This window comes from Enterococcus sp. AZ104 (assembly GCF_050546705.1).
GTDB lineage: Bacteria > Bacillota > Bacilli > Lactobacillales > Enterococcaceae > Enterococcus > Enterococcus faecalis.
In genome coordinates this window covers 878,944-894,993 of record NZ_CP172952.1, presented here as the reverse complement: position 1 = coordinate 894,993, position 16,050 = coordinate 878,944, and the positions used below count along the sequence as shown (strand labels likewise).

Annotated in this window: 12 protein-coding genes, 1 other RNA gene and 1 pseudogene; 6 read left to right on the top strand and 8 right to left on the bottom strand. The window is 35.3% G+C overall.

From position 1 onward, the window contains the following. Positions 1-93 precede the first annotated feature (93 nt). Positions 94-1,977 (bottom strand): collagen binding domain-containing protein, encoded by a 1,884-nt coding sequence (locus tag IGJ37_RS04390; RefSeq protein ID WP_430598975.1) that lies wholly within the window; start codon positions 1,975-1,977, stop codon positions 94-96. Between the two features lie 334 nt (positions 1,978-2,311). Between IGJ37_RS04390 and IGJ37_RS04385 the strand changes: the two genes are divergently transcribed. The 4 genes from IGJ37_RS04385 (at position 2,312) to IGJ37_RS04370 (ending at position 5,789) form a co-directional block, all read left to right on the top strand. Further along, positions 2,312-2,617 carry a DUF898 family protein gene (locus IGJ37_RS04385; RefSeq protein ID WP_002360604.1) on the top strand — a complete coding sequence of 102 codons (306 nt, stop codon included), beginning with the start codon at positions 2,312-2,314 and terminating at the stop codon, positions 2,615-2,617. Positions 2,618-2,755: 138 nt separating this feature from the next. After that, positions 2,756-3,122: a transfer-messenger RNA gene (gene ssrA / locus IGJ37_RS04380) on the top strand. A 454-nt stretch (positions 3,123-3,576) separates the two neighbouring features. Beyond that, positions 3,577-5,328 (top strand): DUF262 domain-containing protein, encoded by a 1,752-nt coding sequence (locus IGJ37_RS04375; protein ID WP_002360605.1) that lies wholly within the window; start codon positions 3,577-3,579, stop codon positions 5,326-5,328. Positions 5,329-5,594: 266 nt separating this feature from the next. Next, on the top strand, positions 5,595-5,789 hold the full coding sequence (locus IGJ37_RS04370) for a hypothetical protein (protein ID WP_002360606.1): 195 nt from the start codon (positions 5,595-5,597) through the stop codon (positions 5,787-5,789). A gap of 412 nt (positions 5,790-6,201) precedes the next feature. On the opposite strand, the gene IGJ37_RS04365 is transcribed toward IGJ37_RS04370, so the two are convergent. The 3 genes and pseudogenes from IGJ37_RS04365 to IGJ37_RS04355 all read right to left on the bottom strand — a co-directional run bounded on the left by IGJ37_RS04365 (position 6,202) and on the right by IGJ37_RS04355 (position 7,448). Further along, positions 6,202-6,387 carry a hypothetical protein gene (locus IGJ37_RS04365; protein WP_002384733.1) on the bottom strand — a complete coding sequence of 62 codons (186 nt, stop codon included), beginning with the start codon at positions 6,385-6,387 and terminating at the stop codon, positions 6,202-6,204. Continuing rightward, positions 6,372-6,885 (bottom strand): annotated as a pseudogene (entV, locus tag IGJ37_RS04360) (enterococcin EntV). Before entV ends, IGJ37_RS04365 begins: the two are co-directional and overlap by 16 nt. A gap of 359 nt (positions 6,886-7,244) precedes the next feature. Beyond that, positions 7,245-7,448 (bottom strand): DUF378 domain-containing protein, encoded by a 204-nt coding sequence (locus IGJ37_RS04355; RefSeq protein WP_002381996.1) that lies wholly within the window; start codon positions 7,446-7,448, stop codon positions 7,245-7,247. 194 nt (positions 7,449-7,642) lie between these two features. Between IGJ37_RS04355 and IGJ37_RS04350 the strand changes: the two genes are divergently transcribed. Then, a complete protein-coding gene (locus IGJ37_RS04350; RefSeq protein ID WP_002358125.1) occupies positions 7,643-7,936 on the top strand; it encodes a hypothetical protein in 294 nt (97 codons plus the stop codon). Between the two features lie 13 nt (positions 7,937-7,949). Beyond that, a complete protein-coding gene (locus IGJ37_RS04345; RefSeq protein ID WP_010710166.1) occupies positions 7,950-8,228 on the top strand; it encodes a hypothetical protein in 279 nt (92 codons plus the stop codon). Positions 8,229-8,249: 21 nt separating this feature from the next. On the opposite strand, the gene srtC is transcribed toward IGJ37_RS04345, so the two are convergent. From srtC to ebpA, 4 genes are all read right to left on the bottom strand, one after another. Further along, positions 8,250-9,107 (bottom strand): Ebp pilus assembly class C sortase, encoded by an 858-nt coding sequence (srtC, locus tag IGJ37_RS04340; protein WP_002360607.1) that lies wholly within the window; start codon positions 9,105-9,107, stop codon positions 8,250-8,252. A 93-nt stretch (positions 9,108-9,200) separates the two neighbouring features. After that, on the bottom strand, positions 9,201-11,084 hold the full coding sequence (gene ebpC, locus IGJ37_RS04335) for an endocarditis and biofilm-associated pilus major subunit EbpC (protein ID WP_325814717.1): 1,884 nt from the start codon (positions 11,082-11,084) through the stop codon (positions 9,201-9,203). Beyond that, positions 11,081-12,511 carry an endocarditis and biofilm-associated pilus minor subunit EbpB gene (gene ebpB, locus IGJ37_RS04330; protein ID WP_325814716.1) on the bottom strand — a complete coding sequence of 477 codons (1,431 nt, stop codon included), beginning with the start codon at positions 12,509-12,511 and terminating at the stop codon, positions 11,081-11,083. The genes ebpC and ebpB overlap by 4 nt, the downstream gene beginning before the upstream one ends. A 3-nt stretch (positions 12,512-12,514) precedes the next feature. After that, positions 12,515-15,979: an endocarditis and biofilm-associated pilus tip protein EbpA gene (gene ebpA / locus IGJ37_RS04325; protein WP_430598999.1), complete on the bottom strand. Its 3,465-nt coding sequence runs from the start codon at positions 15,977-15,979 to the stop codon at positions 12,515-12,517. Between the last annotated feature and the right edge of the window lie 71 nt (positions 15,980-16,050).

Below are 16,050 nucleotides of genomic sequence, written 5' to 3'. Positions count from 1 at the left end.
TACTGTAGCATAGTTTTTGATTGGCGCCTATCAGCAATTTATCTCCAGATAATAGAAAAGCCCCCCAGCGAAAGTTGGATGGCTTTTCTATTGTTAATTCTTTCTGATTTGTAGATAACTTACACCTAAAACGGCAAATGTACTTGCCAGTATTCCTGCTATTAGCATAAACGGTGTTTTTGTTGTGCCTGTTTTGGGAAGTTCTCGTTGCCCGTTTGCTTCATTTAATTTTTGAATTGGTTCACTAAGCAGTTGGTGAGCCAATTGTGGGCTTCCTTCATTTTTCAATGTATTTAATGGAACGTTTAGTATTTGTGGTTGATTTTTTGATGTAATAGTTTTATTTGTCTCCACAGTTGTTTCTGTGGATGGCTGTTTTTTCTCAGTTGTAGTAATTTCTTTTGTTGGCGAGACATGGACTTCTGGTTGGCTGCTTTCTGCCGTTTCTGTTGTGCCGTTCTCTTCAGTTGTCACACTTGGTTTTTCAGGAATAATTGGTGAAATTGTACCTAACGTTTCACTTTCATCTGGATTTTCTTCTTCCGTTGGTGAGACATGAACTTCTGGTTGACTGCTTTCTGCGGTTTCTGTTGTGCCGTTCTCTTCAGTTGTCACACTTGGTTTTTCAGGTATGATTGGCTCAATCGTGCCTAGTGTTTCACTTTCATCTGGATTTTCTTCTTCTGTTGGTGAGACATGAACTTCTGGTTGGCTGCTTTCTGCCGTTTCTGTTGCGCCATTCTCTTCAGTTGTCACACTTGGTTTTTCAGGTATGATTGGCTCAATCGTGCCTAGTGTTTCACTTTCATCTGGATTTTCTTCTTCTGTTGGTGAGACATGAACTTCTGGTTGGCTGCTTTCTGCGGTTTCTGTTGTGTCTGTCTTTTCACTTGTTTCTGTTGCCTGTTCCGAAGTAGGTGTCTTTGGTTCCCATTCTTCTATTGTCTCTAAAGGAATGTCTAGACTTTCTTCTGTTGGCATTTCCACATTTTGATTGCCGCTTGCCTCACCGTCTACAAAAACATTTTTAACCTGTGATGTATTTTTTTCATTCGTTGCGTCTTGATTGTTTAGTTGATAATTGATGTCATAACTATTTTTAAATGTTGCTTGATGTTGGCCTGCTTCTGTGATTGTCGAAGTGTAACGGACGATAAAGGAAGTAAAGCGTGCTTTATCCCGATAAAAACGTAAATTAAAGTCATTATCTGTTACGAAGTCAATTTTGCCATAACCTTGTTGCTCAAACTCGGCAAGTGAAATATATTTAGTTTCTTTGTCATTCACAATATCAAATGTAAAACTCTCTTTATTTAATTGTTGACCACTTCCTTGTCGATCCGCAATTGAAATATCTTCTGTGACATCGGATTTATTGAGGTTCACATTTAAAAACCAACGTACTTGATTTGACTCTCCAGCCAAATCGCCTACTTTATAAAAAAACGGATAGTCTCGCTCAATTTGGCCAGTCTCTGTGTTAGTCACTCCTTCAATCGTCAAACGTTGAGTCGCCGTTGCTGTTCCGAAATCCGTTTCTATCACATTCGGTTGCGAACTATTGGTGATAAGCGTTTTAATCCCGAAAGAAAAATGCCCATTCACATTATGTAAAGATTCAACTTTTTCGTTAAATGTTGCTACAACATGATCTTTATAGATAAAAACTTCCCCTAAACCATTTAAATTGATTTTTCGTGGTGAGCCATCGTTCTCGGTCATTCCAACTAATGCACCTGGTAAAGTTAAAGTAATAGTATCTCCAGGTTTTATTTTCTGATTCTCTTTGTCACTAAAAGATACTTTAATGGAGGTCATCTCTCCTTGATATAAAGTAGTATGATCCAATTCTACTTTGTCAACGATTGGACTTTTGCTCAATTCGGCGCCAAACGAAATTGGACCAATCAATAACGCCTCCGCAATTGGTAGAATCATTACCAACAGTAACACTAAAAATTTTACACTTTTTGTCATAAAAAATTATTCACCTTTCTTTTCTCTTATTTTTTCCACTTAGTGGTCTTTTTCAGAAGTTGACAATAGCAAAAAGATATGTCTCGTACAATATTAATGCTCATTTAAGTAGCCTTTTTTTTAAATTTCTAATTCACTTCCTAAGGAAAACGTTTTATTATGGTAGTTACATTAGATAACATTTGTTACAAAATATCTAATGCTGCCAAGTTTGAGTTGCATAAATAACATATTTCACATCAATAATGAATAAAAATACTTATTTCATCCTCATTTTGTTTCCCAGGCCATTTATTCTTGTTATAATAAAGTTTATGAGTTAAGGAGGAAAAGAATGAAAAATTCATATTTTGACGGTGGTTTAGCAACGTATATCGGGACTTCAATTTTAGCAACCTTGATTACTGTCTTTACATTAGGCATTTGCGCACCTTGGGGAATTTGTATGATGTACAACTGGAAAATCAAGCATACCGTTATTGATGGTAAACGCCTTTATTTTGATGGTACAGCTATGCAATTATTCGGTCATTGGATTAAATGGCTTTTATTAACTATAATTACTTTAGGAATTTATGGTTTTTGGTTGAATATCCGTTTGCAACAATGGATTACAAAACATACCCACACACTTTCATAAAAAGAGGAAGGATGAACTGAGTTACGGTTCATCCTTCCTCTTTTTATGAATATCTAACAGAGTGTTATCCTACTCTTTGAAAAAACAAGGAATTTATGCTATACTTTGATAAGTATCAAGGGATACTTATGTTATTTCGGGGGCGTTACGGATTCGACAGGCATAGTTGAGCTTGAATTGCGTTTCGTAGGTTACGGCTACGTTAAAACGTTACAGTTAAATATAACTGCTAAAAACGAAAACAATTCTTTCGCTTTAGCTGCCTAAAAACCAGCTAGCGAAGATCCTCCCGGTATCGCCCATGTGCTCGGGTCAGGGTCCTAATCGAAGTGGGATACGCTAAATTTTTCCGTCTGTAAAATTTAGAAGAGCTTACCAGACTAGCAATACAGAATGCCTGTCACTCGGCACGCTGTAAAGCGAACCTTTAAATGAGTGTCTATGAACGTAGAGATTTAAGTGGCAATATGTTTGGACGCGGGTTCGACTCCCGCCGTCTCCATTAAAAAGGAACTTGCTAAACGTTGTTAAATCAACGATTTAGTAAGTTCCTTATTTTCTTGGGAGTTGGACTGAACTCGGACTTTTGAGAAAAATCATAAAGAAAATAGAAAAAGGTATCAACTAATAATCAAAATTTGGTGAATACTTTCAAGAAAACATTATTAAAAAGGTAATCTTTTACATAACGAACCAATTTTCTGCTGAATAATTTCAATTTATTTAAATTATACTTGATTCGATTAGCTTCACATGGATATCCACTTTTTCTAAAATGAATCTCCATTGTAATTATTTCATATTTATGAATAGATATTCTAATGGATAAACCTGTAGAAATTTCGATTTATATTACCTTATAGAATCCAGATAACAAATTTGTATAATAAAAATAGATTCAATATTTTTGTATTTTATGTGGTAAAATTAATTAAATAATGTTAAAGGAGATTCTCAAAATGGGTTACGTAAATTTCACTATAAAAAATTTAATTAAGAAAATAGATAACAATGAATATGTACTACCTGCGCTTCAAAGAGAATTTGTATGGAAACCAGAACAAATTGAAAGATTATTCGATTCCATTATGAAAGGATATCCCATCGGCTCGTTCTTATTTTGGAACGTCCAAAATGAAAATATAAATAAATATGAATTTTATAACATATTAAAAGAATACCATCAAAGAGATGCTAGACATAATACAAAAATCAATATTTCACATAAAGATAGTGTTACAGCAATACTAGATGGGCAACAAAGAATAACATCTATCTATATAGCTTTGAAAGGTACCTACAGCTACAAAATAAAAGGAGCATGGAAAAATAATGACAATGCTTATCCTTCGAGACAGCTTTATTTAAATATCGTTTCTCCAAATTTAGATACCAACAAAGATGTTCAATTTGATTTTAGATTTTTAACTAATGAGGAAGCAGAAGATTTTACCGAAGATACTCTTTGGTACCCTGTCTCCGATATTTTGCAATTTGAAGTAGGTGAAATGTTTACTGTGATTGCTAGATATCAAGAGCTTTATCGGAAAAATTTTCCTAATGAATCCGTTGAAAAAACAAGTTATATTATGAATTCTTTAGGAACTTTACATCAAATGATGGAAAAAGATATATTGGCATATTATGAAGAAAACTCACAAGAAATTGATAAGGTTTTAGATATCTTTATCAGAATGAATAGCGGTGGTACTACGCTAACTTATTCTGACCTTTTGCTTTCTTTAGCGACTGCTAAATGGCAAAATCTGAATGCTCGAGAAGAAATTTATTCATTAGTTGATGAACTAAATATGATAGGAAACGGTTTCAATTTTAACAAAGATAATATTTTAAAGGCTGCTTTAGTGTTAACTGATAAAAAGAATATTAAATTTAGAGCTTCCAATTTTGACAAACAAACCACAAACCTAATCGAAACTAACTGGGAAAAGACAAAAAAAGCAATATCTTTAGCAGTGAATTTACTTTCAAATTTTGGGTTTAATGGAGATACTTTAATTGCTAATAGTGTAATCATCCCTGTTGTTTATTACCTATACAAAATTGATTGCCCAAATAACTATTTAGAAGCTGATAGATACTTAAATGATAGGAATAAAATAAAATATTTTGTTCAGATTTCTTTGTTAAAAAGAATCTTTGGAGGAACTCCAGACTCAATATTACTTAAAATGAGAGAAAATATGCAGGATTTATCCGAAGGGTTCCCATTGTCAAAACTTCTTAAAGTTAGAGATACAAACAAATCTTTAATCCTAACGGATGAAGACATTGATTATTTACTAGATACAAAAATTGGAAAGTACTCTTTCACACTTTTATCGGTAATTTTTCCAGCCATAGATTTAAAAAATAAGTTTCACCAAGATCATATATTCCCTTCAAGCAAATATAAAAATAAAAAGAATTTAAGAGAAATAGGTTATTCAGAAGAAGAAATAACATTTATTGTTGAACACATCGATACAATTGTAAATTTACAATTACTAGAAGGCATTCCTAATACAGAAAAAAATAATAAGTATTTCGATGATTGGTTATTAAAAAGATATAATTCTAACGAGGAACTGGATTATTATCTAAATAGGAATTTACTAAATAAAGTTTATAAAAAGAATGAATTCATCCAAATGTATACAGATAGGAAGGAAGAATTAAGAAAAAGACTGCTACAAAACTTATCTTTTTAGCCATCTTTTCAATTACTAATAACTATGTTTTATATCAAATCTAGATAGTATAGAAATAAACTAACCCTATTATTCTTGCTAGTATTCCCTTCTCTATAGAATAATTCTAGCAAGAATAACATGAATAATAAAAATTATGTATTACTATTATTAACTATCGTGTTAGTCGGTTTAGTACTGACACTTTTTACTGTAATTAATTGGATTACTTACTCAGTGATCTTGTTAATTGTAGGCATATTAAGCAAAAGAAAGTAGTTGATTAAATGACTTACACTGAAAAAATCGAAAAATTAATAGACCTAGATTTAACGAGCTATCGTATTGCAAAAGAAACTGGAATCAGCACGCAATACATTGACAAAATCAGAAGTGGAAAAACAGCTATTGAAAATATTGGACTTGGAAAAGCGGAAATATTAGTAAAGTATTTTGATGATTTAGAAAAAAACATATCTTGATATGATGTAGTTTTTAGCTTCTATATTTCTAATATCAATATTTTTTTCAACATCTTTTTTGATTCACAAAAAAAGACCCCCAAAAATTCTGTAGAATTAAAGTTACTGAACCCATTCTAAGTAGGAATCAAGTTATGCTAAGCTTATCAAAGAAACATTGAATAGTTTAAAACTGAATGTTATATAGGATACTTATATTTCTACCTTAAGTGTAATGAAATTTCTATGGCTTTTTTATAAGTATTACCTCTTAAACTGTTAATGTGGTTGTCGTGAACCAAACTTCATTTTAACGGTTTGGTAGGCTTTTTAGCTATCTTGAACCATCTACATAGCAAGTCAATAAAAAAATAAAGAGAAGGCTCGTTACCTCCTCTTACACTTCCTATCACATTATCTTTCTAAAACCACTTCATTTTCTTTTTCTATTGGTGATTTTGGGTATTGCATAGAACATGGCTAAAAATATTATTGTTATCAAAAGAGTTTTTAAGATTTCAATTTCTCCTGAATCTATCCAAGTATACACAAAAGCGATGATAAAAGTAATTACTATTTCCGTAACATGATCTTTTAAATTCATTAGCTTAGCCCACATTGAACTGCCCATAAAGCTAGTTGTCCAGCCACAATAATAGCATTCGTCTTTAACCCATTGGCTTTAGCGAAGCGTAATACAGTCACTGCTAATTCTTTCCAGGCTTTCTTTTGTGCAACTTTTACAATTGCGCTGATACTAATCATTGCAAAAAACTCATCTTTGATTTTGTTAGCAACGCAACTTCCTAATGCATTCCAATTAAAACGTGCTTGAACTACTGTTGAAGCATCAGAAATATTTACATTTAATTCTTCCTCAACTGAAGAAATCTCTTGCTGAGCAAAAATTATTTTTGACATAGTTTTTAAAGTTATCTTCCGTCACTCCATTCGCATACATTTCTTCCAGTCCTTTTGCTACAGCCTCAACTTCTGAATCCTCTAGCTGGTCAGATGCATAAACACTTGTACCAGCGCTGATAAAAATACCTAATGTCATTAGTAATGCCATCGCCAAACAAAAAAATTTAGCCTTTTTTGTCACCTGTAATTCCATAAATAAATCCCTACTTTCTTTTTCCTTGTTATAATCATAACAAGGAAAAAGATAATTTATCATCAAAATCCCTATTTGATGCTTATATTTTCCTATATATCCTAGAGCTGATTTTTCTCACTAGTGATCACATCAATTTGAACTAATGATTCAAAAAAAGACACAGGTTATTTGAGGTACGTTCGAGGTAATGCTAGGTTCTATTTTGAAAACAACGCAGCTCTCTTGAAATATTTTTCGAGCTTGTCTAAACCTTCTGAAACGAATATAGAAAATAAAAAAAGAGTCCCCTTTCTCAAGGAAACTCTCAATTGCTAAGTCAAAATAACTTCACGTTATCTAAATCTTTTAAATCAGTCCTATGGTTCGCGGAACAAAGGAGCTAAAAACTTAATAGAATAAATCGCACAAATTCCGACAATAATATAGATAATTTTTGCTAATGGTGTGGTTGCACCGCCACTAATTGTTGCAACTAAATCAAAATTAAATGCACCAACTAATAACCAGTTTAAACCTCCGACAATCAATAAAATTAAAGCAATAATATCCAGATATTTCATTTTTAACACTCCTTCCAAATTTGATAAGCCAAGAGTAACACGTTTATTCTTTATTTACGAAAATAATGATTCAGGAAAAAAACTTTTTTCAATTATTTTCTCGAATCATTTTTTCATTATTAAGAATTTTATGATATAACTAAAGAGTAGACAAAAACAGATTCATTATCTCTGATAAGAAATGGTGGTTTATTATGCGTGCTAAGTTATTTTTAATTTTGCGGAATCGAGTGTTATCCCGTGTTGTCTTTGTCATTCTATTTTTACATGTGCTTTTTACCACAAATGATTTCACGGTGTTGCTGCTCCTCTTACTATTGAATTATTTACTCACGCTTGAGGATAGCGCGAAAAAAAACAGAAAAATCCAAACTTGGCAGGAATTTAAACAGTCGATTGATTGGCCCTTTGTCGCTTTTTATTCAGGGCTTGCTCTTTTAGTTATTTCGTTAATACTTCTGTTTCTCTGGTTCAATTATGCACGATAAGGAGGATTAAAAATTGAAAAGCTATTTTTTTACTCTTTTTTTTAGTATGTTTAGCCTTTTCGTCATACTACTTTGGTTTTCTGGATATGATAGTAAGGGATTTCTATTGGCCCTTACAGATTTTCTAGGTTTTTCTATTATTCACCAAACGCCTGTGCTGGATACTTATTATTCCCAGCAGCCTTTAACAACCAAAATGTTGATTTCTTCTGGGCTTCATTTTTGTACTTATTTTTGCTTAGGTTTGGTCATTGATTTACTACGTAAAGGGTTTAAAAAAATAAAAACATAGTCACTTTTATTATACGAATCGTTAATTTCCATGCTTTCTGGTCGTCTTTTTCCGCCGCTTGTACCAGATAATGAAGCCGCTAATAATTAACGCACAGGCAATTAAAAGTAATGTCCATAATAGTAAATTTTGTTGTTGTGCCACTTTTTTCATCCCCGCTGCTGCTTTTTCTGGTTGATATGGGATACGATGTCCTCGAACTAATAACCGATGACTGTTTATCATATACGGTGTGCAAGTTAATAAAGTGACGAGATCTTGGCCAGACTCAATGTGTAAATCTTTTGTATCAGTTGGTTCAACGGTTTTTATTTGATCCACTTGATAAGCGAGCGTCTTCCCATTGACTTCGATATAAAATTCATCGCCTTTTTTTAATTCTGGCAAATCTGTAAATAATTTGGCTTGAGGGAGACCACGATGGCCTGAAATGACCGCATGTGTATTCGCACCACCTGTAGGATAGGAGGTTCCTTCTAACAAGGAGCTTCCTTTTTCCAATAGCAATGCATTCGTTTTATCAAAAATTGGTAAACGGACATTTATTTTTGGAATGGTTAAAACACCAATCGTATGACTTTCAAAATAGGATTTGTCTGGTTTTTTCGTTGTTTTTTGCGTTTCAGAAAAAGGATCTAATCCAGGATTGCTGCCTTTTTTCGCTAATTCTTGGTTTTTCTTTTCCATTTTTTCTTGAAGTTCAGCCATTTCTTTGGTGTTTTCTTGGCTTGCTTTTGCTTGATAATGAGCGATAATTTGTTGATCCAGATAGTTATTTAATGCATCGCTAACAAAAGGATACGCAAATGCACCTATTCCAATAATCAGTAAAAGAATCATAAAACCATCAATGATACGACGTTTCTTTTTTGACTTCATTGCTTCCTCCTTAAAAATAAAGCATGAAAGCCTGGGACAGTGATTGGCCCAGGCTCTTTGTTTTTCTAAAAATTTCTTCGGTGATGCTAGAAATTAAGCATTTTCTTTTCTACGTCTAGCAAAGTAGACTCCTGCAATCAGTAGCAAGACTGCGCCACTTCCTAAGTAAACGTAGATTCCTTTGCCACCTGTTGAAGGTAAGGTACCTTTGTGTTTGTTTGGTACTTTTTCTGGTGAAACTAGGTTTTCTGTTGTGCCATATGATTGTTCATTGACCACAAATTCAATCCGATTTGTTAACAAGACATAATCATCAGGAGCTACAGTTTCTTCTAAATAATAGGTACCGTATTTAAGCCCTGTGATATCAACTAATCCATCAGCCGTTGTTGTAAAAGTAGTTGCTTCAGCTTTTGTTTTCACCCAAGTTGCTGCTTTCGTTGTTTCATCGATTTTCAAATAATTTGCTGTGTCGCTGTTTTGATCACGGACGACAAAGGAAGCTCCCGCCAAGGCTTGTGTCGCTGTCACATCGCCATCGACTTTAATGAAACGTTTCCCACCTGTCACAACTTCAACAGTTGGTGGTGTTTGGTCGTCGGTATGACCGTTATCAACATTCGCCTCATTTTTAAAGCCTTTCGTAGGATCTGCTTTTTCATTTAAATGCATAAAGTAAACGAATTTTAGTGTGCCGCCTGGTGTTAGCGTAGGAATATACGCTGGATTAACGGCGACAGTGAAGCCATTTGCTTGTTCAGTCACTTGGTAATTTTCAGGAGCGATCATTGTATCCCCATCATATAACGCATAGGCATACTCTCCAGAAGTCACGTTATCAAAAGTTAAGGCTGCATCATGTTTATCAACTAAATTGAATTTGACGTATTTATTAGCGTCGCCTTCTTTGTCTGCAATCCCCAATGGAATATTTACAGAAATTTGATATTTAATTTTTTCTCCAATTGCCACATCTTTACCATCTAAGTTTGGTGTTGTTTTATCAACTTTAGAGGTATCATTTTTGACTGTTTTTTCAACAGGTGTTTGATTGTTTGCTTCAATTGTAAATGGTGTTTTTGTTTGATTTTCAATTAATTCTGCATTATTTGGAGCTTTTACTTCTTCTAAAATATACGAACCAACCTCAAGATTTTTAACTGTTAATTCTCCCGTTCCATTCTCTGCTTCTGTGAAATCATTTTCGCCAATTTCATAACTTTTCCCAGTAATAAAGCGTTTTGCTTGTTTTTTATCCGTTGTCCATGTATATAATCCATCTTTGACTCCTTGGATATATTTTACTGTGCCTGGTGAGCCTTCGCTTTTGGAAATAACAAATTCTGCGCCATTTAATCCTTCATTTTCAGCAGTTCCTACTTTTTTCACATGTAAACTACCATCATTGGCTACCACATTTTTAGGATAAATATGAACAACCGCTAATTCTTCTGTTCCATATTTATAGGAACCATCTGCTTGCTTGATCATTTCGTAAACTGGGAACGCCACCACCATATTCGTAGCAGCAACTACACCCTCTTTTGGTTCTTCTTTAATGGTATACACTGCATCTTTACCATTTTGTTTTTTAGGTAACTGAACAGTGACATTCCCATTTGCATCGGTGGTTCCTTGAGCAACAGGTTTCCCAGGAGTTAAACTTTGGACAGCTTGTTTAGCTGCATCAACGCTTGCGCCTGCCGCTCGTTGCTCGTAAAATTCGCTCGTCACGTTATAAATACTAAACGTCACATCTGCCAGTCCTTGATATTTATCAAACTCGCTCATTTCTTTCCCGCTATTTTGAATAAGCGGATCTGGTAAATCCGTCATTTTCTTTTTGTGAATCACGAGCTGTGCGCTCTCCCCATTTTCTTCTGCAAATGCAGTTGTTGTCCCTAATACACTTGTGAAAAGTGGCAAAATTAGTAACAAGGTACTAACGGTGTACCAAACTTTTTTTAATTGCTTCATTTTCTCTCTCCTCTTTTTTGTTTTTGATAAAATAGCCAAATGACTACCATCCCAATGATTAGCAGGCCTGCAATCGTCAACCAAATAGAACGTTCTTCATTTGTTTTTGGTAAGAAGCCTGACTCTTTTACTTTTTTATTGATTACATGTAACGGTGCTGTTCGTTGTCCGTTCGTTGCGTAAGAATTTTTTTCCACCGTAAAAGGAATTTCTGTTTGATTCAGAAGATAACCTTTTGGTGCAGAGATTTCTTCCAAGAAGTACTGGCCATCTTTTAAACCTTTAACTGAAAATTCACCGGCTTGATTAGACGTGAATTTTTTAGCTAATGCTTTTTCTTTTTGCCAACGATACCCGTTTGCTGTTTCATTGAGGTATTCCCCCGCTTGATTTTTGACGATAAAAACAGCCTCTGGCAAGGTGATTTTCGCATTTTCACTATCAACTTTGACAAAAGACTTGCCGCCTGTACGAACTGCGGCTCTTTTAGTCAAGGTATGCTTGTCCGTGACTAATTGTCCTTCGTTGTTAATCGCAGTGTCTGGTTCAGCGGTCTTTTCTAAACGCATTTGATACGACACAGTCATTGTTTGATTTGCAAAGTTTTGTAAGTCTTTAATTGAAAAATCAAGCGTAAATCCATGCTTTTGCGTCGTCAATGTGTAACCTGTAGTAACTGTTTTTCCAGCCACTTTTACCTCAATTGATTCTGGTAAAAGTGTCAACGTTGTATCCGCCTTATCTGACAAACGGAATTCCTGATATCCTAAAATATTCGCTGGAATCTGAGTCGTTAACTGATAGTTAATGTGCTCTCCTTGATTAAAGCCTTGTTGCTTATCGAGTACCGTTTTTTCAAGTGGTGGTAAGTCATAGGCATTTTCTTCATTTTTTGGATATAAATGAATATGCGTTAACGATTGCCCTTGTGGATCTTGAACAGGCAAAATCACTACTAGGTTACTAGCTTTTTCCTTTACCACTTCTGGTGCTTCCGCTTCAACAAATAAATAGGCTTTATCTCGTTGCTGCGAATCTTTGCTAGCTAATGAAAAAGAAACCACTCCATCTTCTCCATTTATTGTCTGTGTTTTATCTTCTGCGATCGGTTTTCTATTTGTTGCACCGGTTTCTGCTAATTGACGCTGTGCTTCTTGGACCGTTTTTCCTTCAGAACGAAGCTGATAAAACGGATCCGTCACATCATAGACTTGATAAGTGACGTCATTTAAGCCCCGATAATTTTGAAGCAGCGTTCCCTCTTCCCCTGTGTTTTGCTGCTGTTCTGGTAATTTACCATCAGGGAACAATAATTTGTGCAACGTAACTTGAACGCTTGCTTGCGATGCTTCTGCTAATGCTTGCTGTGAAAACCCGAAAAGAGCGAGTAGCATGACGCAAATACTTAACCAACGTGCGTTTTTCATTGATTACACACTCCCTTCTGGTCGTCTAATAAAGAGATAAACACCCGCTATCACGAATGTACTAATCGCTATCAAGTAAAACCACAAGCGTCCTATGCCACCAGTTTCAGGTAAAGGAACCTTTGCTTGGTTAGTAACATCTAAAGTAATTTGATTATTCTTCTCTCCAGAAATTAAAACATCTGCTACTTTTTCCCCATCTATCGTGACTGAACCATCTTCGCGAATTATTAATTCGATTGGTTCTTTTAACCCCTGATATCCTTCTGGCGTAAAAGTTTCTGTTAGGACATATTTCCCTGGTTTTAAGTTTTCAAAAACAAAAGTATCCGTTTCTTTGCCATCTTTTGGTAATTCAATATCCGTATCTGGTCCTGTTAAACGGAATTTCGCTCCTTTAAGTGGCGTCTGATTATCGGCTTTTTTATGAACCGTTAAGTCAAAAGGTTTCAAATGATTTTGATGTGTCAGTGTCCATTCTGGCGCATTTTCTTCAATATTTTTGCCTGCATAGTGAATTTCCCCATATTTATCAACAGTAAATTCATAATTTCCAGCAAGAGTGTCGTAGCCTAATGGTCCTGATTGTTCCACCATTCGATACTCACCAGGTTCACTAATTTTAAAATAGCTCAATCCTGCAGTATCTGTTTTTTGAGTTGCCACAGTTTGGTAACTTCCTTGAGCATTTTTTCTTTGCAACGCAAAAGTCGCCTCTGCTAAGTTCACTTGTTTGCCATTTTGCATGGTGTATTTTCTAATTCTGATTGGCAAAGAAGAAAATTTATTTTCAATTTCCAATGGAATAACTTGATTTGTGGTGGTCACTTCTTGTCCATCGATGCTTACTTTGCCTTGCTCATTCACCTCAATTTGCCAAGTCGTTTTCTTACCTAACTCATGTCCTGCAGGTGCTTTTACTTCAGTTAATGTATAGCGTTCCCCTTTTTGTAGGCGCACATCTTTTGGCAAGGAATAGCTCCCATCTTTATTGTCCACTAATGTTGTTTGAACATTTTTACCACTCAATTCAAAGACGGCTCCCACTAAGTTTTTCTCACCTGAGGAAGAATTTTTGATTACTTTTAAATCTAATGGCTTGAACTGCTTCGTGTTTTTCCAAGTAGTATCGTCGATTTTTTCTTGACTGTAACCAGGAACTGCTAATTCACGGGTTGTTTGGTAATTGAAAGCTTGTCCTTGATTGTTGTATTGGGGAAGTCCAAGAACTTCTTGATAGCTTTCATCCGCGGTTTTGGAAAGTTGGGTTACATTTTTGCGCTCCCAACTATTGCTGGTATCATTTTCTGATTTTGATAATTTAATATACCCAGTTTGCCAGTTGGCTGTGTCAGTTACTTGCTTTCTACTAATTTCATAAATCACGTTATCTGGCCGACTTATTGGGTCTTGATCATACTCTTCCCAGATTTTTTTCACGTTTAACTTCACGCCAGGTGCTTTTCCCGAAGGAACCCCAAAATCAACTTTTTCAGGGGCCGTGGCTAATGGCTGAAACGTTGTCCGACCATTCATTTGATACCAAAAATCAGGTTTGAAGTTTTCTGACTCTGTTTGAATACGTACTTGATAATGAATTTGAATTTCTTGCCCTTTACCCAAATAAATCTCATTACTATTAATTGTAGCGCCTGTTAGCGACACTTCTGGTAATGTTTGAACCTGAACAGTACCCACACTTTTCATTGATAATGTATTTGGCTCGTATTTAAAAGGTTCAGCAATTGGATCAACTACTTTTCCGTTTACAACCGTTCCTGAAATCTGAACGGCTTTTTTCGCTAAATAATCAGAAATGTCTGGTGCATAATCCGCGGATTCATAATAAAGGTCTCCATTTTCATCGGCTGACACCATCTCACGCATTTTATCTTCAACTTGTTGTTTAGATAAATTAGCTCGTGAATCGCTTTGCAATTGAATGCCCAATCCATGTATTTCAATCCCACGTTGTTTTAAGGCCATTGCCTCACCTATCGTGGCGATAAACGTACTGTTAATCCGTTTATTGATATTGTTTTGATCTGGCGCATTATAGCTACCAGAGATATAAGAAGTGCTACCTGGTTGATCTTGTCGATTCGTAAATTGTGTCCCGTAAAAGCGACCATCCGCCTCTGTTTGAACTCGACTCACTTTATAAGAGAAGGTTGGGACGCCATCCGTTAAAAGTACAATGACTTTCTTATGTCCATTTGGCGTTGCTAACATATCACCAGCATCTCTTAATGCTTTTTGAGTGAAAGTTCCTCCTCTAGTGCTACTTGGCGTAATATTTTTAATTGGATTTTTGACTGTATCAAACGGCCCCATTTGAATGGCGTTGTTATTATAACCGTCACTTGAGTAGCCAACATAGCCCATGTTGATGTTATTGGTAATACCGCTATCTGCCAATGTATCAACAAAACGGTTCACTCCTTTTTGAACTTCACCAATCCGATTGTTTTCATTCATACTACCGGACCAGTCAACGACTAAGACCAAATCCAATGGCGTGATTTCTTTCTGAACATTCCCACGCACATTAAGATATACATCAAAAAGCCCTGGTGTTGTTGTTTCTCTAGCATATTTTCGGATGGCATAATCGGCTTGGTCTCCTGTACCGCCATACTCAATATAAGAATTTGTGCGATTAGTAGGGTCCCCATTCCAACTCGTTTGGCCGTCCCATTGTGCACTACCGTCTTTATTCCCTTGATGGTTTAACACATTTTGATTGCCTGTGGGCTGCCAATTAGCTGTCGGATAAGTCCCAGAATTATCCGTCGTGTATTGTGGTGCAATTAAAGGCAGTGCCAGATTCGCTCTCAAAGTAGCTGGCGCCATTCTTGCTTCTGCAAATGGATTGGTTACCTCTTCTGTTGCGGTCGGCTGTTCTGTTTTTTCTGGAGCCGAATCATTTTTGTTAGTTTCTTTCGTATTTTCTGGTACAGTTATTTTTTCTGGTTCAGTTGATTCTTTAGCAGAATCCTCTACTGTTATTTTTTCAGAAGTAACTGAAACATCATATTCGTTGTTTTCATACAATAACTTAGGTGGCTGAGCTGTTTGAAGCGAACTTTGCTCAACAGCTAACGAAAGCTGTACCGGCTTTTTTACTTGTGCGTCCAAAGTCAGATAAAGCGTACCATTAGTCACTTGGTAAGAATATCCGTCTTTTTCAATTACAGCAGTATCCATGAACTGTGCATTTTTCAATTGAATTTCTCGTTGTAATGGCTGCTCTGTTTGGTTGAGAAGATTTAACTCGATATTAATATTCGTTTTATCATTCTCATCTGTTATCATTTGAGCGGATGTAATTTCAACTTCTTTGGCTGTTTCTGCATAGCCAATGAGCGGTATGAAATAGGATGAGACAAGTAAAAAGACTACGCCGAAAACCCCAAATTTCTTTAGTAATTTAATGTCTGTTCTCTCCTTTCTTTTATGAATTAACAGTTAAATTAGAATTGCCTAGCACGTAAAATTTCATTATTCTAATCTGATAATTATTATACAGAGAAGGAGCT